Origin of the sequence: Rheinheimera marina, from assembly GCF_042654345.1 — a bacterium.
GTDB lineage: Bacteria > Pseudomonadota > Gammaproteobacteria > Enterobacterales > Alteromonadaceae > Pararheinheimera > Pararheinheimera marina.
Genome location: NZ_JBHSGB010000016.1, coordinates 1 through 25,222 on the forward strand (window position 1 = coordinate 1; position 25,222 = coordinate 25,222).

26 protein-coding genes are annotated in these 25,222 nt (G+C 52.4%); 14 read left to right on the forward strand and 12 right to left on the reverse strand.

Annotated elements, in window-relative coordinates:
• The first annotated feature begins 221 nt into the window (after window positions 1–221).
• Entirely contained in the window at window positions 222–755 is a 534-nt protein-coding gene (locus tag ACFO3I_RS15965) for a gamma carbonic anhydrase family protein (protein ID WP_377335656.1), read from the forward strand.
• On the opposite strand, the gene ACFO3I_RS15970 is transcribed toward ACFO3I_RS15965, so the two are convergent.
• Both ACFO3I_RS15970 and aroE read right to left on the reverse strand, forming a co-directional pair.
• Window positions 752–1,000, reverse strand: coding sequence for a DUF1488 domain-containing protein (locus tag ACFO3I_RS15970; protein ID WP_377335658.1), 249 nt, complete (start codon window positions 998–1,000; stop codon window positions 752–754). The genes ACFO3I_RS15965 and ACFO3I_RS15970 overlap by 4 nt on opposite strands.
• Window positions 997–1,809, reverse strand: a complete 813-nt coding sequence (gene aroE / locus ACFO3I_RS15975; RefSeq protein WP_377335660.1) for a shikimate dehydrogenase — start codon at window positions 1,807–1,809, stop codon at window positions 997–999. Before aroE ends, ACFO3I_RS15970 begins: the two co-directional genes overlap by 4 nt.
• A gap of 9 nt (window positions 1,810–1,818) precedes the next feature.
• Here aroE and ACFO3I_RS15980 point away from each other — a divergent pair, with 9 nt between their 5' ends.
• Window positions 1,819–2,259 carry a group II truncated hemoglobin gene (locus tag ACFO3I_RS15980; protein WP_377335662.1) on the forward strand — a complete coding sequence of 147 codons (441 nt, stop codon included), beginning with the start codon at window positions 1,819–1,821 and terminating at the stop codon, window positions 2,257–2,259.
• 28 nt (window positions 2,260–2,287) lie between these two features.
• On the opposite strand, the gene hemF is transcribed toward ACFO3I_RS15980, so the two are convergent.
• Entirely contained in the window at window positions 2,288–3,202 is a 915-nt protein-coding gene (gene hemF, locus ACFO3I_RS15985) for an oxygen-dependent coproporphyrinogen oxidase (RefSeq protein ID WP_377335783.1), read from the reverse strand.
• Between the two features lie 3 nt (window positions 3,203–3,205).
• Window positions 3,206–3,772: an L-threonylcarbamoyladenylate synthase type 1 TsaC gene (tsaC, locus tag ACFO3I_RS15990; protein WP_377335664.1), complete on the reverse strand. Its 567-nt coding sequence runs from the start codon at window positions 3,770–3,772 to the stop codon at window positions 3,206–3,208.
• Window positions 3,773–3,864: 92 nt separating this feature from the next.
• Here tsaC and purE point away from each other — a divergent pair, with 92 nt between their 5' ends.
• Window positions 3,865–4,350, forward strand: coding sequence for a 5-(carboxyamino)imidazole ribonucleotide mutase (purE, locus tag ACFO3I_RS15995; protein ID WP_377335666.1), 486 nt, complete (start codon window positions 3,865–3,867; stop codon window positions 4,348–4,350).
• 3 nt (window positions 4,351–4,353) lie between these two features.
• Entirely contained in the window at window positions 4,354–5,505 is a 1,152-nt protein-coding gene (locus ACFO3I_RS16000; protein ID WP_377335668.1) for a 5-(carboxyamino)imidazole ribonucleotide synthase, read from the forward strand.
• Window positions 5,506–5,547: 42 nt separating this feature from the next.
• On the opposite strand, the gene ACFO3I_RS16005 is transcribed toward ACFO3I_RS16000, so the two are convergent.
• From ACFO3I_RS16005 to ACFO3I_RS16020, 4 genes are all read right to left on the reverse strand, one after another.
• Complete coding sequence (locus ACFO3I_RS16005; RefSeq protein WP_377335670.1) at window positions 5,548–6,093, reverse strand: DNA topoisomerase family protein; 546 nt, start codon at window positions 6,091–6,093, stop codon at window positions 5,548–5,550.
• A gap of 93 nt (window positions 6,094–6,186) precedes the next feature.
• Window positions 6,187–6,660, reverse strand: a complete 474-nt coding sequence (locus tag ACFO3I_RS16010) for a DUF494 family protein (protein ID WP_377335672.1) — start codon at window positions 6,658–6,660, stop codon at window positions 6,187–6,189.
• 2 nt (window positions 6,661–6,662) lie between these two features.
• Complete coding sequence (gene dprA / locus ACFO3I_RS16015; protein WP_377335674.1) at window positions 6,663–7,751, reverse strand: DNA-processing protein DprA; 1,089 nt, start codon at window positions 7,749–7,751, stop codon at window positions 6,663–6,665.
• A complete protein-coding gene (locus ACFO3I_RS16020) occupies window positions 7,696–8,883 on the reverse strand; it encodes a LysM peptidoglycan-binding domain-containing protein (RefSeq protein ID WP_377335676.1) in 1,188 nt (395 codons plus the stop codon). The genes dprA and ACFO3I_RS16020 overlap by 56 nt, the downstream gene beginning before the upstream one ends.
• A gap of 117 nt (window positions 8,884–9,000) precedes the next feature.
• Between ACFO3I_RS16020 and def the strand changes: the two genes are divergently transcribed.
• Genes def through trkA form a run of 4 tightly spaced genes read left to right on the forward strand, consistent with a single transcriptional unit; the run spans window position 9,001 to window position 13,161 of the window.
• A complete protein-coding gene (gene def, locus ACFO3I_RS16025) occupies window positions 9,001–9,510 on the forward strand; it encodes a peptide deformylase (protein ID WP_337841928.1) in 510 nt (169 codons plus the stop codon).
• An 11-nt stretch (window positions 9,511–9,521) separates the two neighbouring features.
• The gene (gene fmt, locus ACFO3I_RS16030) at window positions 9,522–10,481 is read left to right on the forward strand and encodes a methionyl-tRNA formyltransferase (protein ID WP_377335678.1); all 960 of its coding nucleotides are present in this window, start codon (window positions 9,522–9,524) and stop codon (window positions 10,479–10,481) included.
• Window positions 10,471–11,769, forward strand: coding sequence for a 16S rRNA (cytosine(967)-C(5))-methyltransferase RsmB (rsmB, locus tag ACFO3I_RS16035; RefSeq protein WP_377335680.1), 1,299 nt, complete (start codon window positions 10,471–10,473; stop codon window positions 11,767–11,769). The genes fmt and rsmB overlap by 11 nt, the downstream gene beginning before the upstream one ends.
• A 15-nt stretch (window positions 11,770–11,784) precedes the next feature.
• Window positions 11,785–13,161, forward strand: coding sequence for a Trk system potassium transporter TrkA (trkA, locus tag ACFO3I_RS16040; protein WP_337841925.1), 1,377 nt, complete (start codon window positions 11,785–11,787; stop codon window positions 13,159–13,161).
• A gap of 233 nt (window positions 13,162–13,394) precedes the next feature.
• On the opposite strand, the gene ACFO3I_RS16045 is transcribed toward trkA, so the two are convergent.
• The 4 genes from ACFO3I_RS16045 to ACFO3I_RS16060 are packed head-to-tail and all read right to left on the reverse strand — an operon-like array spanning window position 13,395 to window position 18,661.
• Window positions 13,395–14,846 carry a TrkH family potassium uptake protein gene (locus ACFO3I_RS16045; protein ID WP_377335682.1) on the reverse strand — a complete coding sequence of 484 codons (1,452 nt, stop codon included), beginning with the start codon at window positions 14,844–14,846 and terminating at the stop codon, window positions 13,395–13,397.
• Window positions 14,847–14,851: 5 nt separating this feature from the next.
• The gene (locus tag ACFO3I_RS16050) at window positions 14,852–15,466 is read right to left on the reverse strand and encodes an IMPACT family protein (RefSeq protein ID WP_377335684.1); all 615 of its coding nucleotides are present in this window, start codon (window positions 15,464–15,466) and stop codon (window positions 14,852–14,854) included.
• On the reverse strand, window positions 15,466–16,788 hold the full coding sequence (gene pepQ / locus ACFO3I_RS16055) for a Xaa-Pro dipeptidase (RefSeq protein ID WP_377335686.1): 1,323 nt from the start codon (window positions 16,786–16,788) through the stop codon (window positions 15,466–15,468). The genes ACFO3I_RS16050 and pepQ overlap by 1 nt, the downstream gene beginning before the upstream one ends.
• A gap of 40 nt (window positions 16,789–16,828) precedes the next feature.
• Window positions 16,829–18,661, reverse strand: a complete 1,833-nt coding sequence (locus ACFO3I_RS16060) for a transglycosylase SLT domain-containing protein (RefSeq protein ID WP_377335688.1) — start codon at window positions 18,659–18,661, stop codon at window positions 16,829–16,831.
• Between the two features lie 261 nt (window positions 18,662–18,922).
• Between ACFO3I_RS16060 and fadB the strand changes: the two genes are divergently transcribed.
• The 6 genes from fadB (at window position 18,923) to ACFO3I_RS16090 (ending at window position 25,222) form a co-directional block, all read left to right on the forward strand.
• A complete protein-coding gene (gene fadB / locus ACFO3I_RS16065; RefSeq protein WP_377335690.1) occupies window positions 18,923–21,076 on the forward strand; it encodes a fatty acid oxidation complex subunit alpha FadB in 2,154 nt (717 codons plus the stop codon).
• Window positions 21,077–21,093: 17 nt separating this feature from the next.
• Complete coding sequence (fadA, locus tag ACFO3I_RS16070) at window positions 21,094–22,260, forward strand: acetyl-CoA C-acyltransferase FadA (protein ID WP_377335692.1); 1,167 nt, start codon at window positions 21,094–21,096, stop codon at window positions 22,258–22,260.
• Between the two features lie 139 nt (window positions 22,261–22,399).
• On the forward strand, window positions 22,400–22,654 hold the full coding sequence (gene tusA / locus ACFO3I_RS16075; protein ID WP_377335694.1) for a sulfurtransferase TusA: 255 nt from the start codon (window positions 22,400–22,402) through the stop codon (window positions 22,652–22,654).
• A 117-nt stretch (window positions 22,655–22,771) separates the two neighbouring features.
• Window positions 22,772–23,491, forward strand: a complete 720-nt coding sequence (locus ACFO3I_RS16080) for a hypothetical protein (RefSeq protein WP_377335696.1) — start codon at window positions 22,772–22,774, stop codon at window positions 23,489–23,491.
• The gene (locus ACFO3I_RS16085) at window positions 23,488–24,519 is read left to right on the forward strand and encodes a sensor histidine kinase (RefSeq protein ID WP_377335698.1); all 1,032 of its coding nucleotides are present in this window, start codon (window positions 23,488–23,490) and stop codon (window positions 24,517–24,519) included. The genes ACFO3I_RS16080 and ACFO3I_RS16085 overlap by 4 nt, the downstream gene beginning before the upstream one ends.
• On the forward strand, window positions 24,500–25,222 hold the full coding sequence (locus tag ACFO3I_RS16090; RefSeq protein WP_377335700.1) for a LytR/AlgR family response regulator transcription factor: 723 nt from the start codon (window positions 24,500–24,502) through the stop codon (window positions 25,220–25,222). The genes ACFO3I_RS16085 and ACFO3I_RS16090 overlap by 20 nt, the downstream gene beginning before the upstream one ends.

The window sequence follows — 25,222 nt, forward strand, 5'->3', positions numbered from 1 at the left end:
CAAGCATCATTTTACGATGTTTTTCACTTCATTTTTTATCACCACCAGAGTCGCTTTCGCTTCACCCCGTCGGCATGGCGCGCATTATAGGGAGTTTTTGGAACCGCGCAACAGGGAAAACAAGAAAACTTATAAATTCGGGTTTGTTCGGATGACTTTTGAACGAAAGGTGCTTTTTTTGAACATTTCTAGCATACTCAAGCCAAATTCAGGAGGTTTTTATGTCCCTACGCACTTATAAAGGTATATCCCCAACTCTTGCCGAAGCCGTCTATATAGATGAATCAGCAGTAGTGATGGGCGATATTGAAATTGGCAAAGACAGCAGTATCTGGCCTTTGGTCGCCGCGCGCGGTGATGTGAACAAAATCCGCATTGGTGCACGCAGCAATATACAAGACGGTTCAGTCCTGCATGTATCCCGGCCTACCAGTAAAAATCCGCAAGGCTCTCCTCTTATTATTGGTGATGAAGTCACTGTGGGACATAAAGTCATGCTGCATGGTTGCCAGTTGGGAAATAAGATTCTGGTGGGCATGGGCGCCATCGTGATGGATGAAGCCATAGTCGAAGACAATGTGATTATTGGTGCAGGTTCATTGGTGCCACCAGGCAAACGACTGGCATCCGGCTACCTCTATGTCGGTAGCCCGGTGAAGCAGGCCCGGCCACTCACAGAAGCAGAATTGAAGTTTTTACCTCAGTCGGCTGAAAATTATGTTGTGTTGAAAGATGACTATTTGGCGGAAGCTTAAGCTGAACCATCCAGCCTTAAAATAGCGTCCTCACCCAAAGGCTGAGCATCCAGCGCAGCCTCAATTTCCTCTTCCCAGAAAAAGTAATCTTCTTTTACCTGAACCAGCCAGGCATCGGCTATCCAGCCTTCAGGCTTCTTTATATAGATGATCACTTTCAGACCTGCCTGAAGACAACTGCATTGCGCAGCCTGTTCATGCTCGTTCCAGACAAAATCGTGATTAAAGATCAGTTGCTGATTCATAAGCCAAGCTCCTGACGCAGCCTCTTTAATACAGGTTCTACCTGCGGCTTTACGCCCCGCCAAATAGCGAAAGCTTCTGCCGCCTGACCCACCAACATACCTAAACCGTCGGCACAAACTATCTGATGTTCCGCGCACCAGGCCAAAAAAGCCGTTGGTTCTTTGCCATACAGCATGTCATATGCCAACTGCGTAGCTGCCAAATGGGCTTCATCCAGTGGTGGTCGCTCCGCCGATAAACCGCTGGAGGTAGCGTTGATCACCAGATGCCAGGGCTCATGCGGAATATTCCCATAACCCGACGCACTGACGTGATGCTGAAATAGCGCAGCTATTTGCTCAGCCTTGCTGGCGGTCCTATTGGCGATATGGACTTTGCTCACTCCGGAGTCAAGCAGAGGCCCGACAACCCCGCGGGCAGCGCCTCCTGCCCCTAACACCAGCACGCTCGCATTTATCAGCGGAGCCGCCAGTCGCTGTAGGTCGGCCACCAAACCCAAACCATCGGTATTGTCGCCACACAAGACACCTGCACTATCTATGTATAAGGTGTTTACCGCTCCCGCCTGCTTTGCTCGCGCGCTTAGTTGACCGGCCAGCGCAAATGCCTGCTCTTTAAATGGAACAGTGACGTTACCACCGCGCCCACCTGTGCGGACAAACTCAGCCCAGGATTCGGCAAAGCCATCCTGCGGTGCTAGAATGGCCTCGTAACTTAAAGATTGCCCTGTTTGTTCGGCAAACCAGCTATGGATCAGCGGTGATTTTGAATGTGCAATCGGATGCCCAAATACTGCGTAACGGTCCACGATAATCCTATGTTGAAGTTGCTGAAAAAAATGCTTAAACCCGACGATAACAAGCGTCACCCCACGCCACAAGTCACCCCTTATGAATTAATTGGTGGCGAGGCGCCAACGCGGCGTCTGGCCAATCGATTCTACGATATTATGGCGTCAGCTCCAGAATGCGCCGAGCTTTATGCCATACATCCGTTACCACTGGACACTATCCGGCAAAAGTTCTTCGAATTTTTATCTGGTTGGTTAGGTGGGCCTTCGTTATTCGAACAGAAATACGGTCACCCACGGCTACGGATGCGGCATATGCCTTTTACTGTGACCCCCCAGCTACGCGACCAGTGGATGTTCTGCATGAATAAAGCATTGGATGAAGTGGTGGAAGACAAACTGCTGCGCGGCGGTTTAAAAGAAGCCCTGAACCAACTGGCCAGTCATATGATCAACAGCGATAACTAAAGAGGCGGCCCTTGCCGCCTTTTCACCTTTAGAGATTCAGCCAGTTTTGCGGTTTGAGGTAGCGCTCATATAACTTAGCTTCCGGCGAGCCCGCTTCAGGCTGATAGCCATATTCCCAGCGAACCAATGGCGGCATCGACATCAGAATAGATTCGGTGCGTCCACCACTTTGCAAACCGAACAAAGTGCCTCGGTCAAATACCAGATTGAATTCAACATAGCGGCCACGGCGGTATAACTGGAATTGCCGCTGCGCTTCACCGTAAGCAGTGGTTTTGCGCTTTTGCACAATAGGGATGTAGGCCTTGCAATAGGCTTCGCCCACTGCCCGCATAAAGGCAAAGCTTTGTTCAAAGCCGGCTTCGTTCAGATCGTCAAAAAACAAACCACCAACCCCACGGGTTTCCCCGCGGTGTTTTAAATAGAAATACTCGTCACACCAGGCTTTGTATTTCAGGTAATAACCAGGGTCAAAAGCGTCACAGCTGTCTTTAGCAACCTGGTGCCAATGCAGCACATCTTCTTCAAAAGGGTAATAAGGCGTCAGGTCAAAACCACCACCGAACCACCACACCGGCGCTTCACCTTCCTTTTCTGCGATAAAAAACCGCACATTGGCGTGGCTGGTCGGTACATAAGGGTTGGACGGGTGGATCACCAAGGACACGCCCATGGCTTCAAACTTACGACCGGCCAACTCGGGTCGGTGGGCCGTCGCCGACGCAGGCATCTTGTCGCCAAACACATGAGAGAAATTCACGCCAGCCTGCTCAAACACTGCGCCTTGCGTCAGCACCCGTGAACGGCCACCGCCGCCTTCGGCTCTGTCCCAGCTATCTTCGACAAAGTATGCCTGGCCATCGACCGCAGTGAGTTGGTCACAAATTTGTTCCTGCAACTGCAGCAGAAACTGTTTTACCTGTTGTTTGTCTACCTGTTGCATCATTTATCCTGCTCTGAAAATCTGCCCACTGGCTAAATCACGAATTTCTGAAGGCGCAGTCCGGCCACCTGTCGGTGCATCAACAATCACAGCCAATTGATCTGCCAATTGCTCCGCAACTTCGTCAGTGCTGCGGCCTGGCTCCAGACCAGACAAATTAGCGCTGGTGGATGTCAGCGGCTTGCCATAAGCCAGACACAATTGTTGCACCAACGGATGATCACTGACACGCACAGCAATAGTGCTGAACTGACCGGTCAGCCAGTCGCTGCAGCGTGATGACGCCGGTACCACCCAAGTCACGGGGCCTGGCCAACTGCCGAGCATTAGCTGACGTTGTTCATCCGTGATCTGATCGGCGGCAATATAAGGCAGTAATTGCGCAAAGTCTGCCGCAATCAGGATTAAACCTTTGCTTTTTGGCCGCTGTTTGATCTGCAACAACAAAGCAATGGCGTCAGTATTATCAGGGTCGCAACCTACGCCAAATACGGCTTCTGTCGGATAAGCAATAACTTTGCCTTGCTGCAACGCAGCCACAGCGTCATTCAATTGGGGGTGTTTACTCATAAAGTCCACGTCTTAAGTTGGCCGCTACAGGTGAGCTGGCTATAATAGCGCCTTTAATTATGCCAGTTCTGCAATGCTTTGAGGAAACGACAATGAAAGTAGGTATTATCATGGGGTCTAAATCGGATTGGCCGACGATGAAAAACGCCGCCGATATGCTCGACAGATTTCAAATTCCCTATGAAACAACGGTAGTTTCCGCTCACAGAACCCCGCAGTTATTGGCTGATTATGCCGGTGCTGCAGCCAGCCGTGGTTTAAAAGTAATTATTGCAGGTGCCGGTGGTGCTGCTCACTTACCAGGTATGGCAGCTGCCTTTACCAGTCTGCCGGTTTTAGGCGTTCCAGTTCAGTCCAAAGCCCTGAAAGGCCTGGATTCGTTATTGTCTATTGTGCAAATGCCGAAAGGTGTTGCTGTGGGTACTTTGGCCATTGGTGACGCCGGAGCCGCCAACGCCGGATTATTAGCAGCTCAGATCCTCGCGACATCAGACGACACGTTGATGGCAAAAATTGATGCCTTCCGCAAAGAACAGACGGACTCTGTGCTGGCACACCCTAACCCAGCAGAGGACTAACAGATGAATGTGTTAGTAATGGGCGCCGGGCAACTGGCACGGATGATGGCGTTGGCAGGCGCTCCACTGAATCTGAAAGTCACCGCTTATGACGTAAATTCAGCCAAGGTGCAGCATCCTGTTACAGGAGAAATTTATCCGTTAACGCTGGAGCAAGCCGTCGCCGCCGCAGACGTGGTCAGTTCTGAATTCGAACATATTCCTTACCCGGTGCAAGCGGTCTGCGAAGCCAGCGGGAAATTTCGACCCAACAGCACTGCAATTAAAGCAGGCGGCGACCGTCGTCAGGAAAAAGCCTTATTGGATCAGGCGGGCGTTGCCAATGCCGCTTATCGTGTTGTGCAAACCGAAAGCGAATTTTATGCTGCGCTCGAGCAACTGGGTTTGCCATTAGTGCTGAAAAGCGCCTTAGCTGGTTATGATGGCAAAGGCCAATGGCGTTTAAAGCAGCAAGCTGACGCCGCCGCCGTGTGGGCGGATATTGCCGCCTTTATGGCCGGCGCCGAACATAGTCTGCCGCAGGCCATAGTGGCTGAGCAGTTTGTTCGTTTTGACCGCGAAGTCAGCCTGGTGGGTGCTCGCAATGCCCAAGGTGAAACCGTGGTTTACCCCTTGACCGAAAACCATCATGTCAATGGCGTGCTGACAGTATCACAAGCATTGCCTAGCAATGAGGCGTTACAAGCGCAGGCGAAACAGATGTTCGACGCCGTGGCCAACCAGCTGAGTTATGTCGGCGTACTGGCGCTGGAGTTTTTTCAGGTAGGCGATCAACTACTGGTCAACGAAATTGCACCGCGGGTGCATAACTCTGGGCACTGGACGCAACAAGGTGCAGACACTTGTCAATTTGAAAACCACTTACGTGCAGTCTGTGGCCTGCCACTGGGTAGCACCGCGTTAGTTCGTCCGACCGTGATGGTCAACATTCTGGGGGAAGATTACGTTGACCCGGCTGTGTTAAGTCTGCCAAGTTGCCATCTGCACTGGTACGGCAAAGGCAAAAGGCCAGGACGTAAAATGGGCCACATTAATCTTTGTGGTGACACGCCAGCCCAACTGGCGGAACGCTTTTTGGCGCTAAGTACGTTATTGCCTGAAGCTGGGTTCCCAGAAGTGGCTGACGTCGCCAAAACTCTGGCCAGCAAGGTCTGAGCCAAAGCGATAAGCGATTAAAAAGGGCCTGGATGGCCTTTTTTATTGGCCGCTCTGCAGCTGCTGGCATTTTTTATCCGCACAAATAAGTTTCAGTCCTGCTGCTGAGGGTTTTTCCAGTAACAGCGGAAAATGGCAGTGTTCACACTGCCCTGCAACAGGCTTGAAGTTCACCAGAAACGTGCAATCCGGATAGCGGTTGCAACCATAAAAACTTTTGCCATATTTGCTGGTCCGCTCTACCAGCTCACCCTGATGGCAAGACGGGCAAGCAACCCCGCTGGCCTGGTTTTCGTCCTGCTGATGAACCACAAAGTGGCAGGAAGGGTAATTGCTACAGCCAATGAACATGCCGTAACGGCCATTTTTAACAGCCAACGGCTGCTGACAATCCGGACAAAGTTCATTGTCCAACACTTTGACTACTGTATTTTCATGAGGATGCAACGCTTTCAGGTAATTACAGCCTGGATAGGCCGAACATCCTAAAAAGGGGCCATTTTTACCACTTTTGATCTGTAAAGGGCTGGAGCAGAGCGGACAAAGTTCTACAGCTTTTTCATGGGAAAAAAGCGCTTCTGTGGGCATAGTTCTTCTCCGGCATACTGAGCTGCGCGGAGTATAACCGAAAGCCTGAAGCCGGTGCAGATCCGGTCAGGCTTTCAGTCAGAAAAGCCGTCGCTAATGCAGAGGGCCTGTTGGTTCTTCAAAAATAAGATCTTCCATTTGAGCATAAGCATTTTCATGCCCTGGAACATTAAACAGTACCATCAGCACAACCCATTTCAGGTCATCGAGACTGACATGGTTCTGGTCAAGATCCATCACCCGGTCGAGCACCATTTCCCTGGTTGGAGCATCCAACACATTGATTTGCTCCAAAAATAACAAAAAACCCCTACATTCGGTGTCCAGCCGGCGTTGTTCATCTACGGTGAAAATACGCACCGCATTACTGGGAGTTTTGGTCAGATAAGGTTTGACATGGCTTTCCTGCAGCTCAGACAGGCTTTCCAGCCAGCGCAGTGCCTTGAATATATCGTCATTATGAAAACCGGCGTTACTGAGTTCTTTGGTCAGGTCGGCGTGGTTAACATAAATCTCTGATTCGTTATGGATGTAGTTTTCGAACAGGTATATGAGGATATCAAACATAGTCAGGCCCTCCTCACTCTGATGTAACCACCAGGTACTGCTGCCACTTCGCCGGCCAATTCCAGCTGAAGTAATTCAATAGAGACTTGCGCAACCGGTAAACCACAACGCTCGGCTATGGTATCGATAGCGGTGGCCTCATCTCCTACGTTAGCCAACATGGCGGAGTCAAACAAGCCTATTTGGGCATTTTTTTTACTGTCCTTTTGCAGAGTTAGACCAGGTTTTTGCAAAAAGCTCCACTCTTCCAGAATATCTTTCACGCAAGTGGTTAATTTAGCACCTTGCTGGATCAGTTGATGGCAGCCGGCAGCCTGCGGATTGTAGATAGAACCGGGCACGGCAAACAGCTCCCGTCCTTCATCGGCCGCCAGCTTGGCGCTGATCAACGAACCACTTTTCTCTGCTGCTTCCACCACCAGAGTGCCTAAACTCATGCCCACGACGATGCGGTTGCGCAGTGGGAAGTGCTCCGCTTTGGGTGGTGTGTCTGGCCAGTACTCACTGATTAACGCCCCCTGCGCGGCAATTTGCTCAGCCAACGCCTGGTGGTGCTTGGGATAAATGTGCTGCAAACCACTGCCGAGCACCGCCAAGGTTTTTCCTCCGCCAGCCAGAGCGCCCTGATGACTGCAGCCATCAATGCCCTGAGCCATGCCACTGGTCACGATCAGACCCAGTGCTGCCAACTCAGCGCCAAACTGACGGGCAATTTGTTTCGCGGTGGCTGACGGGTGACGACTGCCCACAATGGCAATCTGCGCCTGATCCAATAAGGCTTTGTCGCCCTGGACAAATAACAGGTAAGGTGGATTTTTAGTTTGGCGCAGTAGTTCTGGGTAGTCCGGGTCTGAATACAGCACCAAATGATGCGCATCACTTTGCGCCAGCCAGGATTCAGCCAGCTGCAACCTGGCCGGTTTGATCGACGAAAGCACAGCAATTTGTCCGGGAGTCCAGCCAAGCGCCAGCAATTGCGCGGCAGGTAACTGCACCAGCTCATCCCTGTCATAGAGTTCTAACCAGCGACCAACTTCAGGGCCGGTCAGCCCCGGTACTGCCATTAGTTTGCAAATAGTGTTGGCCGGCATCCTGCCCTCCTACCCAGTCGCCCAGATGCAATGGCATCAGGGCATCCAGAACAATTACATAGCTGGCTTTGGCTTGTGGTTCCAAAACCATCACCTTGCCAACCACTTCGGTTGGCATTTCCCTGTCACTGAACCAAGCTCCCGTTAATCGCTGCCAGGCATCGCTGTCTTGCGGGTAACTGGGGGGAGTTCCGTCCAACACCCGGGGAGAAGGCCGCAATACCGACAGCAATTGACCTGGCATCAGGCCTTGCTCTGCCCCTAAATTCACCAGCAACACTTCCCAGTTGGCAAACTCGCGGAATCCGGATGCGCTGCTGAGAATTAGACCTTTGGTACTGGCAGGAAGCGCCACCCGATTGAACCTGGCAGGCACAGCTGCGCTTTGGCGCAGTGCCATCACCCAATCGCCTTGTCTGACTTCTTGTCGGCTGTCGAACAACTCGGCCCTATGTAACCCTTCTTGTTGACCTGAGACTGGCGGCAGCAATTTAAGGCGGGCAAGCGGCACAAGTTCAATGCCCAACTCGTCACCGGTGAGGGGGTCTGCCACAGCATCGGCTTGCCGATATACGCCATAGGCCTGACCGGTATCCAGATTCCCTTGTACATAAATCAGATGGCCACTGACAGCATTTTTAACCGCAACCGTGGCACCGACCACATAAGCGGATTGCTCCAGCTCAGCAGGCGCCACCAAGCGATGGCCGACAAGGAAAGATTGAATGAGGGACCCAGGCAACAGATCAAGTGCCGATCCCCGCTGCAAGGTACGAACCCGGGGTTTTAATTTAATTACCCGGTCCGAGGTGGCGCTGACAGACTCAGACGCAAAGCTAAGTAGGGGCTCACTTTCTTCCCTTTGCAGAGTTGGCCGACCCTGCGCGTCAAATCTGAGCGTTAGCAGGTCACCAGGGTAAATCAGATCCGGATTTTTCACCCCAGGGTTAACTTCCCATAGTTCGGGCCACAACCAGGGTTTTGCCAGGTAAAGACCGGCAATACCCCACAGAGTATCGCCAGTCTTTACCTGGTACTGGGCTGGGGCATCTGCTTTTAACGTCAGCTGCTGAGCTGAGCTTGGAGCCGTAGAAAGAACGCCGAAAATTAACGCAATAAGTTGAAGTTTCATCCGATCCCCGCCCGCGGACGGGCCTTTTCAGCCCGCTAAGCTATCCATCCGCCAGAGAAATGGCTAAAATTAGACCATAGCACAGCCTTAACAACAGACAGGATTTTTCTCCCGGCTATGACAGTACTGACCGTTTTACATTACCCAGATGAACGTTTGCGCACCGTGGCTAAGCCCGTTGCCGAAGTAAATGACGAGATCCGCCAGCTTTGCAAAGACATGCTGGAAACCATGTATGCCGAAAATGGCATTGGTCTGGCAGCAACCCAGGTGAACGTACATCAGCGGGTGGTCGTGATTGACCTGTCAGAAGAGCGTAATCAGCCTCAGGTCTTTATTAACCCTGAAATCATCGCGAAAAGTGGCGATACCTGCTACGAAGAAGGCTGCCTGTCGGTCCCTCAAAGCTACGCCAAAGTGGAGCGTGCTGCCGAAGTTCGGGTGAAGGCTCAAAATGAACAAGGCGAGTGGTTCGAATTTGACGCCGATGGTCTTTTGGCCATTTGCCTGCAACACGAGCTGGACCATTTGGTTGGCAAACTCTTTATTGATTACCTGTCGCCGTTAAAACGTGACCGCATCAAAAAGAAACTGGAAAAAGAAGCCCGGCTCGCCAAAGCAATCTGACAGGATATCCCTTGACCACTCCACTGCGTATCATTTTTGCGGGTACCCCTGATTTTGCGGCCCGCCACTTACAGGCATTACTGGACTCCGAACATCAGGTAATTGCTGTGTACAGCCAACCCGATCGTCCAGCTGGCCGCGGCCACCAGTTGCAACAAAGCCCGGTGAAACAACTTGCTCTGGCGCATAAGATCCCGGTCTACCAGCCTAAGTCACTGAAGAAAGCTCCAGCTCAGCAAGAGTTGGCCGCCTTGAATGCAGACCTGATGGTGGTGGTTGCTTATGGTCTGATCCTGCCGTTAGCCGTATTGCAAGCGCCTAAGTTAGGTTGCATTAACGTGCATGGTTCCTTGTTACCGCGCTGGCGTGGTGCTGCCCCGATCCAGCGGGCCATTTGGGCCGGTGATGAGCAATCCGGTGTCACTATTATGCAAATGGATGAAGGTCTGGATACGGGTGCCATGCTCAGCAAAGCGGCCTGCCCTATCGCATCGGATGAAACCAGCACCAGCCTCTATAACAAACTGGCAGAAGTTGGCCCGGCCGCTTTGCTGGACGCGTTAACGGATTTACCGGCCCTGCAGGCCAAAGCAGAAGTGCAGCAGGACCAGCTGGCTAATTACGCTGAGAAACTGGATAAAACCGAAGCTGTGCTGAATTTTGCCAAAACAGCAGCGGCACTGGAACGCGAAATCCGCGCTTTTAACCCCTGGCCAATCAGTATTTTGCAGCTGGAAAGCCAACAACTGAAAATCTGGAAAGCTGAAGTGCGCCCCAGCCAGCACAAAGCGGTCGGCACTGTAGTACAGGTGGATAAAACAGGCATTGCCATTCAATGTGCCGACAGTGTGCTCGCCATCACCGAGCTGCAACCTGCCGGCAAAAAACCGATGAAAGTGACTGATTTTCTCAATGGCCGCGCTGACTGGCTGGTGGTTGGACAGCAACTGAGTATGCCTGATGCTGACTAACCTGCGAGCGCTGGCGGCGCAAAGTTGTTATGAAGTGGTCGATTTGGGCCATTCGCTTTCCGATGTCTTGCCAAAAGCTCAGCAACAATTGGGAAACCCGGCCGACAAAGCGCTGTTGCAGGAAATATGTTTTGGCCTGATGCGTCAGTTGCCTCAGCTGGAGTTTGTCTGTCAGAAACTGATGGACAAACCGCTGGTGAAACAACTGCGCCCTTTGCAGTTTCTGATTTATGTTGGTTTGTATCAGCTGAAATTCCTGCGCATCCCTGACCATGCCGCCATAGGTGAAACCGTAGAAGCCGCGCGACTGCTCAAAGGCCAAAAGCTGACAGGCCTTATCAATGCAGTGCTGCGCAGTGCACAGCGCCAGCCCGAGCTATTCGACTTCAGTCAGGCGCCAGCCGCAGTGCAGACCAATCACCCAGGCTGGATAGTCAATAGCTTACAGCAAGCCTATCCAGAGCAATGGCAACAAGTGATCGACGCCAACCAGCAAAAGGCACCATTGTGGTTGCGGGTTAATCAGCGGCGGATCCGGCCTGACGCCTTTATGGCCGCACTGGCAGCCGAAGGACTGAACGCCAGCCAGCCGTTTAGTTATCTGCCAACCACCATCCTGCTGGAGCAAGCCCAGGAAGTGATCTTATTGCCTGGGTACGATGACGGTTGGTTTTCAGTGCAGGATGCCGCCGCCCAGCACGCCGCCCATTTTCTGCAACCGCAAAGCGGCGAGGCGATTCTCGATGCCTGCTGCGCGCCCGGCGGAAAAACCAGCCATATTCTGGAGTTGGCGCCACAAGCTCAGCTGTTAGCACTGGACAAAGATCCGCGCCGGTTACAACGCGTGCATGCCAATCTGGAACGATTGCAACTACAGGCTGAAGTCGTTGCCGCCGATGCCGCCACCCCGGAACTATGGGCGCAGGGCCGCAGTTTCGACCGCATCTTATTGGACGTACCCTGCTCAGCGACCGGCGTGATCCGACGTCACCCGGATATCCGCTGGCTGCGCAAAAAAACAGATATCGCAGCACTTGCCAGCTTGCAGCAGCAGATTCTGCAAAAAATCTGGCCGTTGCTGAAACCAGGCGGCGTTTTACTTTATGCCACCTGCAGTGTATTGCCGGACGAAAATCAGCAGCAAATCAGCGATTTTCTGCAAGCGCAGCCAGATGCAGAGTTGGTTCCTCTGTCTGCGGAACACAGCGACAGCCAGTGGCAAATTCTGCCAGGGCAGCAGCAAATGGACGGTTTTTATTACGCTAAGCTCAGAAAAACAACGCGGTAATACCGCAGAGGTCGTATGAAGATCATTATCCTCGGTGCAGGTCAGGTTGGAGCCACATTGGCGGAAAACCTGGTAGGGGAACAAAACGATATTACCGTGGTGGATATCAATCTGGATAAACTGCGTGCGTTGCAGGACAGGTTTGACTTGCAGGTGGTGCATGGCCACAGTGCCCACCCGGATATCTTAAAACGCGCCGGTGCCGAAGACGCCGATATGATCATTGCGGTGACCAGCAGCGACGAAGTGAATATTGTCGCTTGCCAGGTGGCTTACAGTATCTTCTCAACGCCGCTGAAAATAGCACGGATCCGCACCAACCAGTATCTGAAATACCGCGACCAGCTGTTTCACAAAGACGATATGCCGGTTGACCACTTTATTTCACCGGAAACCCTGGTCACCGACTATATCAAACGCCTGATTGACTACCCGGGTGCGTTGCAGGTGGTGGAGTTTGCGGAAGGCCAGGTTAGCCTGGTGGCAGTTAAAGCCTATTACGGCGGCCTGCTGGTTGGCCACGCGCTGTCAACGCTGAAACAGCACATGCCGCATATTGATGCCCGGGTTGCTGCCATTTACCGGCGCGGCCATGCCATTAAGCCATTGGGCACTACCGTCATTGAGGCTGATGATGAAGTGTTTTTCGTCGCCGCAACACGCCATATCCGTGCCGTGATGAGTGAACTACAGAAGCTGGAGAAAAGTTATCACCGCATTATGATCGCCGGTGGCGGTAATGTCGGTTTTGGTCTGGCGCGCGCGCTGGAGAAAAACCACAGCGTGAAGCTGATTGAACGCAGCAGAGAACGGGCTGAGTTTCTGTCCAGTGCGCTGGATAACACTGTGGTTTATGTCGGTGATGCCTCAGACCCAGAGCTGCTGGAAGAAGAAAACATCGAACAAGTGGATGTGTTTCTCGCCGTCACCAACGACGATGAAGCCAACATTATGTCTGCCATGCTGGCCAAACGTATGGGCGCACAGAAGACCATGGTGCTGATTAAACGTGGTGCTTATGTCGACCTGCTGCAAGGTGGCGAAGTGGATATTGCGGTATCCCCCCAACAAGCCACTATTTCTGCCTTGCTGACCCATATTCGCCGCGGTGACATCGTCAACGTTTATTCACTGCGCCGTGGCGCTGCAGAAGCGATTGAAGCCGTCGCCCATGGCGATAAAACCACCTCCAAAGTGGTAGGCCAGGCCATTGGCAAAATAAAGTTGCCACCAGGCGCAACCATCGGCGCCATAGTGCGGGGCGATGAAGTGCTGATAGCCCATGACAATGTGGTGATCGAAAGCAACGACCATGTGATTCTGTTTCTGGTCGACAAAAAGTACATCACCGAAGTGGAACGCCTGTTCCAGGTCAGCGCCATCTTTATCTAACCCTTCAGCCCCATCTCAGAGCCAGCTCTGGGACTGGGTGACGAAAAGTGTGCAACGACGTCACAGCCGTTCTGGCCACCCCATTTTTCAGGTGATGCAGCTGCGTTGGCTGCAGAAGCCAGAACGAGCGAGGCAAGGCGCAAGCTTTTCGACAGCCCCTGAACATAGATCACGATGTGATGAGGTGGTGAAAAGTGAGCAACGAAGTCGCAGCCGTTCTGGCGACGGGAAAATTAATCTTTCCAGAAGGCGGGGATAAAAAGTACCAACAACGTAAATATCTCCAACCGGCCAAAAATCATCGCTACCACCAACACCCATTTGCCGGCGTCCGGTACAGAAGCAAAATTGGCAGCCACCTCACCCAAACCCGGACCCAGGTTGTTTAAGCAAGCGGCAGTCGCGGTAAAAGCACTGATATTGTCCAGGCCAATCAGCAGAAGCAACAACATAATCACCACAAACACAAAGGCGTATGCAGCAAAAAAGCCCCATACCGCTTCAACAATGCGGTCATCGACAGGGCGGCGGCCCAATTTGATGGAATAAATCGCCCGCGGATGCACCAGCCGGTTGAGCTCTCGTTTGCCCTGTAAAAACAGCAACAATACCCGCACCACCTTTAGGCCACCCGCAGTAGAGCCAGCGCAGCCGCCGATAAAGCTGGCAAAAATCAGCAGTATTGGCAAAAACAGCGGCCAAGCCACAAAGCTGGCAGTAGAAAAGCCTGCTGTGGTTGACATCGACACCGCCTGAAATACGCCATGGTTCAGCGCGCTGCGCCAGTCCGGGTAGATTTGCTCTTCCAGCAAGACCAAAAAGCACACCAGCACCAGCAGGAACTGGATCCACAAAAAGGCTTTGAACTCGGGGTCACGCAAATAGGTTTTCACGCTTTTGCCGCGGATAGCCGCAAAGTGCAGCGGGAAATTCACTGAACTGAGCAGCAAAAATACCACGCAGATCATATTGATACTGACACTGTTGAAGTAGCCAATACTGGCGTCGTAGGTTGAAAATCCGCCGATGGCGACCGTAGAAAAAGCGTGACAGATAGCGTCAAACCAGTCCATGCCTGCAACATAAAATGCCAGGGAACAAGCGACCGTAATGGCGAGGTAGATAAACCATAAATGCTTGGCGGTATCGGCGATCCGCGGGGTCATTTTATTATCTTTAACCGGTCCCGGTGTTTCGGCCCGGTACAACTGCATGCCACCAACACCCAGCATCGGCAGTATCGCCACCGCCAGCACGATAATCCCCATGCCGCCAAACCATTGCAGTTGCTGGCGGTAAAACAAAATGGCTTTAGGCAGGGTCTCCAGCCCGGTCAGCACAGTAGCGCCTGTGGTAGTAAGTCCGGAGAAGGCTTCAAACATCGCCGCGGCCAGGTTCATTTCCGGTTTGTCTGACAACCAGAATGGCAAGGCTCCCACAGCCCCAAGCACAGTCCAGAACAACACCACAATTAAAAAGCCTTCGCGCACTTTCAGCTCAGACTTTTCATGCCGGTTCGGGTACCAGATCAATAAACCGATACCAATAGACAAGATAAACGACAGCAAAAAAGGCACGCCGGCACCATCCTGGTACCAATAGGCGACCAATGCAGGCGGGATCATCGTGATACTGAAAATGGCCACCAACAGGCCCAAAATGCGGATTATGGAGCGGTATTGCATCGGGCTTATTGTCCCTGCAGCCAGCGCAGGCTGGCTTGTCTGTCGGAATAACGCATCAAATCATCCTCAAATTCTGCCTGTTGCGGCTTAGGTAACGCCAATTTTAGCTGCACCACAGCCTGAAATTGTTGCGATTCCAGTTGCCAGACATTGCCCCATTGCCGTTGCATGGCTTCAAAAGCCGGGTAAGACAACTCCAGTTCAGCCCCGATCAATTCCGGCTGAAAACGCCGTTCAGCCACCAGCAATGCCTGTCGCACAGCATCACTGTAGGCCCGAACCAGACCACCAGTCCCCAATTGAATACCGCCGTAGTAGCGCACCACCGTGGCACAGACCCCCGCCAGTCCTGAGCCTTGCAGCACCGCCAGCATAGGCCGGCCTGCTGTACCCGAGGGCTCGCCATCATCGCTGCTCGCAGCAGGCTGACCTGTAGGCCCAGGCGCTAACAGCATAGCACTGCAAACATGGGCTGCCGAGCTATGTAGTTGTTTTTGCTGTTGAATAATAACCTGGCCTTGCTCCAGGCTACTGACAGGCCATAAGGTGCATAAAAAACGGCTTCGTTTGATTTCCTGTTCAGACGAAGCCGTTGCAGCAAGTAACCAACAACCAGACATCAGTTCAGCTGCTGATCGCGGGTCATATTTTCATTACGGTCTTTGTGCACAATCACATTGTCTTCAATGCGAATGCCACCAAACTTGCGGAATTGTTCCACCTTGTCCCAATGCACCGCCTGGCCCGCTTTGGTGTTGCGCGCATCAGCCAGCAATGAATCGATAAAATACAGACCGGGCTCAATGGTAAACACCATATTGGCTTCCACAGTGCGCGTGGTGCGCAGGAAAGGATGGGCGTCAGGTGCAGCCACATGTGTGCCCCGCTCGTCCGCCATAAAGCCACCCACATCATGCACTTGCAGCCCCAGGTGATGGCCCAGGCCATGCGGGAAAAACACCTGGCTCAAACCGGATTCGACAATATCAGCGGCAGGCATACGGACAAAATCAAAGTCTGTTAACACTTGGGCAATACGCTGATGCGCTTCCACATGCAAATCCGGGTATTTCAGGCCAGGTTTCAGGCCAGCCACCAGCTCCAGCTGCACTTTATCCATCGCGGTAATCAGCTCAGCAAACTCATCCTGCAAATAACTATAACTGCGGGTAATGTCAGCCGCATAACCGTGGAACTGGGCGCCGGCATCAATTAAAAATGAATGGCGCTTTTGCGGGGGCTGCGACTCCAGCACAGTGTAATGCAGAATGGCCGCATTCTGATTAAGCGCAATAATATTGCCATACGGCACTTCATTTTCGCCCTGGCGCACCGCAGCCAGATAAGCCAGCTGAATATCAAACTCACTGCCGCCGGCAAAAAAGGCGGTTTTGGCGGCCTGGTGCCCTGCTACCGCCATCCGGCTGGCTTCCCGCATACAGGCTTGTTCATAGTCGGTTTTGTATGCTCTGTGGTAATGCAGGTAACTCAACACTGCATCCGGGTTAATTTCCGTGAACCCCAGCGCCTGCGCGACTTCGATGTGTTCGCCAATATAGGCATAACGGGCCTTGTCATAGGGCAGTAACTTGTCGACTTGATTGGCTTTATCCAACAACTGAATGTCAAAAAAACCGGACCAAAAGTTGTCAGGCGCTTGCGGCACCTTGTGCCAGAAGTCTTTTGGTAAATAGAACACCAGTTTGGGTTTATTCTCGCCATCGACAATCAACCAGCAATTCGGGTTATCCAACACCGGCACCCAGGCTTTGAATTGCGGATTCACTTTAAAGGGGTAGTCCATATCATCGAGGAACTGGCGTTTCGCCTGCCCGGAGTGGATCACCAGACCATCCAGATTTTGTCTGGCCAGCACAGCTTTGGTACGCTGCTGGAGTTGAAACAAATGAGCGGCGTAAAGTTCTTGGTAAGCCGGACGCATGAAATACTCTCTCCCCTTTATTCAAACAGTGCCGAGTCTATCACAGAACCCTGTTGCCAGAGCCTACCTGCATACGGGCGAGCGGAGCAAAAACCTGCTGATTCGTCTGTAATTTCAGGCTATAGACTTGATAGTACATCAGCACGTTTTTTACATAATCGCGGGTTTCTTTAAATGGAATGGTTTCGATCCAGATATCCAGTGGCACCTGGCCATCTTTCGGTACCCAGGCATTCACCCGGCTCGGGCCCGCATTATAAGCCGCAGTGGCAAACACCACATTGCCATGCTTTTTCAGCAAGTAGTTCAGGTAATAGGTGCCGTAATTAATATTGGTGACCGGATTATACAATTGTTGTTCGGTCACCCGTTTTCCTGTGATGTGGCGCGCGGTATTCGGCATAATTTGCATCAGGCCTAAAGCGCCAACCGCTGATTTGGCCGTCGGGATAAAGGTACTCTCCCGCCGTGCAATCGCCATGGCCCAGGCTGGGTCGACATTCACTTTTTTGGCCTGAGCCTGAATTTCCTTTTTATACAAAGTCGGGAAACGCAGCTCGACGTCATCGTAATAACCTGCCTGGGCCAGCGCAGTAATGGCATTGTCGTGCCAGCCTAATTCAGATGCGTATTTGGCGGCGCTGAAGCGCTGTAAGTCGGAGCCATAACGCTGCAGACTGGTCAGTTCACGTTTGGCTGCATTGGGTCTGTCCAGTGCCTGCCATTCTTTAATGCGGCGAACCGGGCCACTGCTTTTAAAGGCCAGATAATCAGTTTCAGACACAGGCACCGCTTTGTGCGCCAACGAAGGCTCAGCACCAATGCGGGCAGCAGCCATATAGCCGTAATAGCTGCGTTTTTTTGCCAGATCCTGATACAGCAGCTGTGCTGCTTGAGTTTGCTTCAACTCATCCTGAGCCCGGGCCAGCCAGTACAGGCTGCCTTCTTCAGTGGCATAGGGTTCAGGCAGCGCTTTAATAGCGTCAACCAGACCGGCCCAATCGTGTTTGCGCAGCAGGTGAGTTAATTGCCATTGCACAAAGAGCCGGTCTTTGTGTTCGTTTTGCACCACGGCAAAAAAAGGTTTGGCGGCCGGGTCGTCTTTACTGGCTAACGCAATGGCCAGCTGGCGTGCGGTTTTCGAGCGGTTCTCGTTACTAAAAGCTGGGTCGCTGCGGTATTTTTTCCAAACCTCAACGGCCGCGTCCGGCTTTTTCCAAACTAGCTTCTGAATACCGTAAGCAGCCAGGTCACGTTCTTTCGCCTGCTTACCGGTTAAAAAGCTTTTGCGTTGAACCAACGCCGGGTTGTCCATCACCTGGATCCATTTGTCGGCCAGATACTGCTGCTCACGAGGCAATAACGAGCGCAAGTAAGGCAACATACGCTGATTGTCGGCCTCGACCGCCGCCATCACTCGTTTCCACACCGCATCGGCATTGCGTTGCCCAGCTTTGCGCCAACGCTCAAAAATGGGGTCACATTCGTCGGGTTGAGATTTGCCTACGGCCCATAAATCACGCACTGCTGGCCAGACATCCACAGGTTTTTCCCGCACCAGCCGCATTTCCAGTGCATAACAATCAAGCACAGTGTCAGAACCAAACTCATAGTTTTTCAGGAATAACTCGGCCTGGCGCTTTTGCTTCAATTCAATCAGCCAACGTTTGCGGATGGTACGCTCCAGCGGTGTACCCTGATGCTCACGCATAAAATTCACCACAGCAGCAGTGTCGTCGAGGTTTTTACTCAGGTATTCGAGTTCTAAATAGGGGGTGAGCGGATAAGTCTGCATCTCATTCAGCAGCTTTTTTGCCTGAGTGTCTGACAGCTTATGTATGTTGTTTTCCGCCTGCACAAAGCGCTTACGCATCACATCGTTCATTGCATGCGCAGGTAAAGTGCAAGCTGCAGCTGTCAGCAACCAGCACAAAGGACGAAAAACCAGAGCAGAGCGCCACATAAAACCATTACCACCTATAGTTACTGGGACTTCTATCGCAAATTCAAACGCGCGTTTAAATAACGGTTGAAATTTTTGCTAAAGCACGACACACTGAAACTGCGAAAGAACTCATCTTACCAGTTGCGATAACAAGCAATCATCCGCCCTGCCGGACGAAGGAGAACATGCATGATCTACCAGAGTAACAGCATCACCGTGGCTTATCTGGCCGACGGTATTGCCGAGTTTAGCTTTAACGCCGCCGGGTCCGTGAATAAATTCGACCAGCAAACCTTATCAGATTGTCGGGCCGCTTTGAATCTGCTGCACGCAGATAAAAACTTAAAAGGCGTGGTTTACACCACGGGCAAAGACGCTTTTATCGTCGGTGCCGACATCACCGAATTCTTAAGTACATTCCAGCAGCCTGAAGCCGAACTGATCCCCTGGATTAAAAACGCCTCTGACGTGTTCGACCTGGCCGAAGACCTGCCAGTTCCGACTATTGCGGCCATTCGTGGTTTCGCTCTGGGGGGCGGCTTCGAGTGGACCTTAACGGCCGACTACCGTATTGCCGACACCACCGCCAAAGTGGGCCTGCCAGAGGTGAAATTAGGCCTGATGCCAGGCTTCGGTGGCACCGTACGTCTGCCACGTGTGATTGGTGCCGATGGCGCTATGGAGTGGATCACTACAGGTAAAGAACGCGGAGGCGAAGCCGCCTTAAAAGAAGGTGCTGTTGACGCTGTAGTCGCACCAGAGAAATTAAAAGACGCCGCCATAAGCATGCTGAAAGACGCTATTGCCGGCAAACTGAACTGGCAGAAAAAACGCAGGGCTAAACTGCAGCCACTGAAACTGAATAAGACCGAAGCGCTGATGAGTTTCAGCGCTGCCAAAGGCATGGTATTCGCTAATGCAGGCAAGCATTACCCTGCTCCAATGGTTGCTGTTGAAACCATCGAAGCCGCGGCGCGCTTAGACCGTGCCGGCGCCATTGTGTTGGAAAATCAGGGTTTTGCCAAACTGGCCAAAACGACGGCAGCTGCAGCCCAGATTGGGCTGTTCCTGAACGACCAGCTGATTAAAGGCAAAGCGAAAAAAGCCGCCAAAACAGCAACTAAAGACGTGAAAAAAGCCGCCGTATTGGGCGCAGGCATTATGGGTGGTGGTATCGCTTACCAGTCAGCGCTGAAAGGCGTGCCTGTGGTGATGAAAGATATTGCCGATAAAGCGCTGGATTTAGGCATGGGCGAAGCCACTAAACTGTTGAACAAACAAGTGGAACGCAAAAAGCTCGACGCCGTTGGGATGGCCAAAGTCATTGCCAGCATCCAGCCGACGCTGAGCATGGAGCCAGTAAAAGCCGTCGATATCGTGGTGGAAGCCGTGGTAGAAAACCCGAAAATCAAAGGCGCGGTGCTTAAAGAAGTGGAAGAACTGGTGGCTGCTGATGCCATCATTACCTCCAACACCTCAACCATTTCCATCGATTCTCTGGCAGCTAACCTGAAAGACCCAAGTCGGTTCTGCGGTATGCACTTCTTTAACCCAGTGCACCAGATGCCATTGGTTGAGGTGATTCGGGGCAAAGACACCAGCGAAGAGACCATCGCCGCCGTAGTGGCTTATGCCGCCAAAATGGGCAAATCGCCTATTGTGGTCAACGACTGCCCAGGCTTTTATGTAAACCGCGTGCTGTTCCCTTACTTTGCCGGTTTCAGCAAATTGCTGCTGGACGGTGCCGATTTCGCCCAAGTCGACAAGGTGATGGAGAAATCTTTCGGCTGGCCTATGGGCCCGGCCTACCTGTTGGACGTAGTCGGCCTGGACACCGCTTACCATTGCACAGATGTGATGGCGGCAGGCTTCCCGACCCGGATGGCCAAATTGGACAAAGACCCTGTGGCTCTGATGTATCAGGCGCAGCGTTTCGGCCAGAAAAACGGTGTCGGTTTCTATGCCTACAGCAAAGACGCCAAAGGCAAACCAAAGAAAGCCACAGACGAAGTCACATATGGCCTGCTGAGCGGTGCTGGCGTCACCAAACAGGACTTCAGTGCTGACGACATTATTGCCCGTTGTATGGTGCCGATGATTAACGAAGTGATTCGCTGCCTGGAAGAAGGCATTGTGGCTAGCGCTGCAGAAGCTGATATGGGCCTGATTTACGGTTTAGGTTTCCCTCCGTTCCGTGGTGGTCCGCTGCGTTATGCCGACACCATTGGTCTGGCGAACTTTGTTGCTTTGGCTGACAAGTATGCTCATTTAGGTGAAATCTATCAGGTCACCGAAAAAACCCGCGCCATGGCAGCTGCCGGCGACCTGTTTTATCCAGTTTAAGGCGGAGAAATTACACCATGAAACAAGCAGTGATTGTTGATTGTATCCGGACCCCGATGGGCCGTTCTAAAGCCGGTATTTTCCGTAACGTTCGGGCTGAAGAATTATCTGCCGCTGTAATGGCTGGCCTGCTGGAACGTAACCCGGCATTAAACCCAAGCGAAATTGATGACGTGATCTGGGGCTGTGTGCAGCAGACGCTGGAGCAAGGCTTTAACGTGGCCCGTAATGCGGCATTGATGGCCGGCATTCCGCATTCAGTGCCGGCTGTGACCGTCAACCGCCTCTGTGGTTCATCGATGCAGGCGCTGCATGATGCCGTACGTGCTATTCAAACCGGCATGGGAGAGGTTTACCTGATTGGTGGTGTGGAACATATGGGCCATGTGCCTATGACACACGGCGTCGATTTCCACCCGAAACTTGGCACTTCAGTGGCGAAAGCCGCCGGTATGATGGGCTTAACCGCAGAGTTGCTGGGCAAGATGCACGGCATTAGCCGTCAGCAGCAGGATGAGTTTGGTGCCCGGTCACACCGTCTGGCGCACGAAGCCACGCTTGAAGGCCGTTTTAAAAATGAAATTCTGCCCGTGGAAGGCCACGACGCCGATGGCGCTTTACGGGTATTTGATACTGACGAAGTGATCCGCCCGGAAACTACAGTGGAAGCGCTGGCCGCGCTGCGTCCGGTATTTGACCCAGCCAATGGCACCGTTACTGCTGGCACTTCTTCTGCGTTGTCTGACGGTGCCTCTGGCATGCTGGTAATGAGCGAAGACAAAGCCAAAGCTCTGGGCTTGCCTATTCGTGCCCGGGTGATTGGTATGGGTGTGGCCGGTTGTGACCCGTCAATCATGGGTTATGGCCCGGTTCCAGCCTCACAAAAAGCCTTAAAAGCAGCCGGTATCAGCATTGAGCAAATTGACTATGCCGAACTGAATGAAGCCTTTGCAGCCCAGGCGTTGCCGGTGATGAAAGACTTAGGCTTACTGCCTGTGATGGAACAAAAAGTGAACCTGAATGGCGGTGCTATCGCCTTAGGTCACCCGCTGGGTTGCTCAGGTTCACGTATCAGTACTACGCTGATCAACGTGATGGAAAACAAAGGCGGTAAATATGGCCTGGCCACTATGTGTATTGGTTTAGGTCAGGGTATTGCCACAGTGTTCGAGCGCGTGGAATAATGCGCGCGCTCCAATAACCTGTGGAGCACAAAGGGTAAACCCAAAGGGCAGCGCAAGCTGCCCTTTGTTTTTGTGGCATAGACTAAACACCGCAGCAAAGCTACCATAGCAGCCTTTTTAGCGAAGCAGGACATATAGCATGACCAACCCAACAGCTGAGTTATTTGCCAGCGCCAGCGAGCACCTGGATGCGCTGGGTTTGCGTTGCCCTGAACCTGTGATGATGACCCGACTGGCCATTCGTAAACTGCAGGCCGGCGATACCTTGCTGATTACCGCGGACGACCCGGCGACTACACGCGACATTCCTGCCTTTTGTCGTTTTATGGACCATGAATTGCTGGCCAGTGACACCAGCGAACTACCTTACCGCTATCTGATTAAAAAGGGTTAAACCGCTTATTGGTCAATTTCCGCTGTCGATTGACGCTTTTCGGCGATTGACAGGAAACGGCACGCCTTCTTTGCCGGTAATTTTTAGGATAAACGCATCAACTCAAGGAGAATGACGATGCGTTTATTACCCAAACAACAGCACCTGAATGTACTGATGCTAAGTGGCCTGATTGCCCTGACAATCAAAACCCAATGGCTGCCCAGCGACCAGAGCACTGTACGGGAACTCAATGTGCAACGTATTAATGTGATGGAACCCAGCGGCCATCCGCGGCTGGTCATCGCCAACACCAGCCACGCGCCAAAAGCCATCAAAGAAGGCAAAGAGTTTTTCGACCCAGGCCCGCGACCAGGCATGATTTTTTACAATGATGAAGGCACAGAAAACGGTGGTTTTGTGTTTCGGGGTTTTCAGAAAGACGGCAAAGTTGAACATGGCCTGCATTTATCGTTCGACCGTTACAATCAGGATCAGACCCTGGCTTTACAACACATAGAACAAGATGGACGGCTGATTACAGGGCTGAATTTGGTGGACAGACCGCAGTACCCTATTGATCAATACATGACGCTGATGCTGGCGGTGCAGCAAGGTGACACTGAAGCGCAGAGCAAGCTGCGGCAGTTAGAACAACAACAGCCGGATATTCATGGCCACAGACGGGCCTTTTATGGCACAGTAGACCGAAAAGCGATGCTTCAACTCAATGATCCTCAAGGAAAAAAACGGATAGAAATGGCAGTAGGTAAAGACGGACAACCTCAACTGATATTTTATGCAGCCGACGGCAGCGAGCTGCTGCGCTTACCTGAAGCCAGCCAGGTAACCCGATGAACAGGGTTAAGACTCTGGCCCTGCTGGCTGGCGCTTCCTTGCTGTTCAGCCTCTATCTGGCCTTATTGCAGACAGCGCCGGGCCAGAGCCTGCAGTGGCATCCGGATGCGCCAGTCTGGCTGACGTTGCAAGCGGCTCTGGCGCTTTGGTTGAACCGGACTACCGACAGACTGCTCTGGGCAAAGCATCGGACTACCAGCCTGTTGCGGCGTTTTAGCCTGAGTTTGGCTTGTAGCGCACTGCTATTTGTTGGCTTGATGACGCTGCTACAGCTGTTACTCGACCTGGCCTGGCAACAAAGCGCCGAACTGCAGCAGTATCTACGTGTCGCCTTAATGTATCTGTTACTGCATAGCCTGATAGCAGGTGTCGACAGCTTCTGGCGTAGCCTTAAGCAGCAACAGCAACAACAGCTGGCACTGATTGACGCAGAACAAAGTGCGCAGCGGTACAAGCTGCAAACCCTGCAGCAGCAGCTCGACCCGCATTTTTTGTTTAACAACATGAACCTTTTATCGGTACTCATTCATAAAGATGCCGACAAGGCCGAGGAATTTCTGCAGCAATTTGCAGACTTCTATCGCCTGATGTTGCAGCACAGCAGTCAGCCGTTGGTCAGCTTACGGGACGAGCTGGAATTGGCGCAGCTATATATGGCATTGCAGCAACAACGTTTTGGTCAGGCTTATCAGTTAACTATTCAGCCTGAATTGAAAGGGGTAGATGCCATGCTGGTGCCGGCCAGTCTGCAGTTGTTGCTTGAAAATGCGCTGAAACATAATCAGGCGAGTGCAGAACAACCACTGCAGATCAACATCAGCTACAAGCAACAGTGGCTAAATGTTTCACACCAGCGCCAGCCAAAAGCTCATGCACTACCAGGCACAGGTACCGGACTGGCTAATCTGCAGCAACGCTGCCAACAGATTCTGGGCCAGCCGTTGATTGTTCAGGCTGGCGACTATCAGTTCGAAGTGAAACTGCCGTTGCAAAGAAAGGACATCACGGATGCGTTATTTGCTGATTGAAGACGAAGCATTAGCCGCAGAAAAGCTGCAGGCATTTATGAGTCGTTACCACCCCGAAGCTCAGCTGGTGGCCCAGCTAAGCTCGGTGGCACAAGTGCTGGCGTTTTTCGATGCCCCTGAGCCGCTGGATTTAATAGTGGCTGATGTGGAACTGACAGATGGTCAGGTGTTTCACGCTTTAGAGCGGCTGCAACTGCCCTGTCCTGTGCTGTTCAGCACGGCCTATGATCAGTACTGGATGCAGGTGTTTCAGTACCAGGCGGTTGATTACCTGCTAAAACCCTATGCCTACAGCAGGTTTAGCGAAGCCATGGCGAACCTGCAGCAGCGTCGTATGCAGCAAACAAACCAGAACAAAGGCGGCTTTAAGAAACGTTTTTTGGTCCGTCAAAACCAAGAGCTGGTGGTGCTGCCGGTCGCGCAAGTCTGCCTGATCCAAGCCGCCGGAGGCGCCTTGGTCGCCACAGATTCACAAGCACAGCAGCATGTGCTGCAGGAAACTAACTTGTCGGAGTTGGAAGCTCAGCTCGATCCACAACAGTTTTTCCGGTTAAACCGCAGTGACCTGATCCACATTGACGCGGTGCTGCGCATCGAGTCTTACACTAAAGACAGCCTGGCAGTGTATTGTGCCGGCAGTAAAGAAGCCTTGCTGACCAGCAAAACCCGCACTGCGGCCTTTCGGCGCTGGCTGAACCAATAA

Excerpts from the sequence above, each read along its gene's own strand:
- ACFO3I_RS16020 (WP_377335676.1), bottom strand. The coding sequence starts at position 8,883 with ATGAAACTTCAACTTATTGCGTTAATTTTCGGCGTTCTTTCTACGGCT.
- ACFO3I_RS15980 (WP_377335662.1), top strand. The coding sequence starts at position 1,819 with ATGTTGAAGTTGCTGAAAAAAATGCTTAAACCCGACGATAACAAGCGT.
- ACFO3I_RS16000 (WP_377335668.1), top strand. The coding sequence starts at position 4,354 with ATGAATGTGTTAGTAATGGGCGCCGGGCAACTGGCACGGATGATGGCG.
- hemF (WP_377335783.1), bottom strand. The coding sequence starts at position 3,202 with ATGCAACAGGTAGACAAACAACAGGTAAAACAGTTTCTGCTGCAGTTG.
- trkA (WP_337841925.1), top strand. The coding sequence starts at position 11,785 with ATGAAGATCATTATCCTCGGTGCAGGTCAGGTTGGAGCCACATTGGCG.
- ACFO3I_RS16045 (WP_377335682.1), bottom strand. The coding sequence starts at position 14,846 with ATGCAATACCGCTCCATAATCCGCATTTTGGGCCTGTTGGTGGCCATT.
- fadA (WP_377335692.1), top strand. The coding sequence starts at position 21,094 with ATGAAACAAGCAGTGATTGTTGATTGTATCCGGACCCCGATGGGCCGT.
- ACFO3I_RS16005 (WP_377335670.1), bottom strand. The coding sequence starts at position 6,093 with ATGCCCACAGAAGCGCTTTTTTCCCATGAAAAAGCTGTAGAACTTTGT.
- dprA (WP_377335674.1), bottom strand. The coding sequence starts at position 7,751 with ATGCCGGCCAACACTATTTGCAAACTAATGGCAGTACCGGGGCTGACC.
- rsmB (WP_377335680.1), top strand. The coding sequence starts at position 10,471 with ATGCTGACTAACCTGCGAGCGCTGGCGGCGCAAAGTTGTTATGAAGTG.
- ACFO3I_RS16010 (WP_377335672.1), bottom strand. The coding sequence starts at position 6,660 with ATGTTTGATATCCTCATATACCTGTTCGAAAACTACATCCATAACGAA.
- fadB (WP_377335690.1), top strand. The coding sequence starts at position 18,923 with ATGATCTACCAGAGTAACAGCATCACCGTGGCTTATCTGGCCGACGGT.
- tusA (WP_377335694.1), top strand. The coding sequence starts at position 22,400 with ATGACCAACCCAACAGCTGAGTTATTTGCCAGCGCCAGCGAGCACCTG.
- ACFO3I_RS16050 (WP_377335684.1), bottom strand. The coding sequence starts at position 15,466 with ATGTCTGGTTGTTGGTTACTTGCTGCAACGGCTTCGTCTGAACAGGAA.
- ACFO3I_RS16060 (WP_377335688.1), bottom strand. The coding sequence starts at position 18,661 with ATGCGTAAGCGCTTTGTGCAGGCGGAAAACAACATACATAAGCTGTCA.
- tsaC (WP_377335664.1), bottom strand. The coding sequence starts at position 3,772 with ATGAGTAAACACCCCCAATTGAATGACGCTGTGGCTGCGTTGCAGCAA.
- pepQ (WP_377335686.1), bottom strand. The coding sequence starts at position 16,788 with ATGCGTCCGGCTTACCAAGAACTTTACGCCGCTCATTTGTTTCAACTC.
- ACFO3I_RS16090 (WP_377335700.1), top strand. The coding sequence starts at position 24,500 with ATGCGTTATTTGCTGATTGAAGACGAAGCATTAGCCGCAGAAAAGCTG.
- ACFO3I_RS15970 (WP_377335658.1), bottom strand. The coding sequence starts at position 1,000 with ATGAATCAGCAACTGATCTTTAATCACGATTTTGTCTGGAACGAGCAT.
- ACFO3I_RS16085 (WP_377335698.1), top strand. The coding sequence starts at position 23,488 with ATGAACAGGGTTAAGACTCTGGCCCTGCTGGCTGGCGCTTCCTTGCTG.
- def (WP_337841928.1), top strand. The coding sequence starts at position 9,001 with ATGACAGTACTGACCGTTTTACATTACCCAGATGAACGTTTGCGCACC.
- purE (WP_377335666.1), top strand. The coding sequence starts at position 3,865 with ATGAAAGTAGGTATTATCATGGGGTCTAAATCGGATTGGCCGACGATG.
- ACFO3I_RS16080 (WP_377335696.1), top strand. The coding sequence starts at position 22,772 with ATGCGTTTATTACCCAAACAACAGCACCTGAATGTACTGATGCTAAGT.
- ACFO3I_RS15965 (WP_377335656.1), top strand. The coding sequence starts at position 222 with ATGTCCCTACGCACTTATAAAGGTATATCCCCAACTCTTGCCGAAGCC.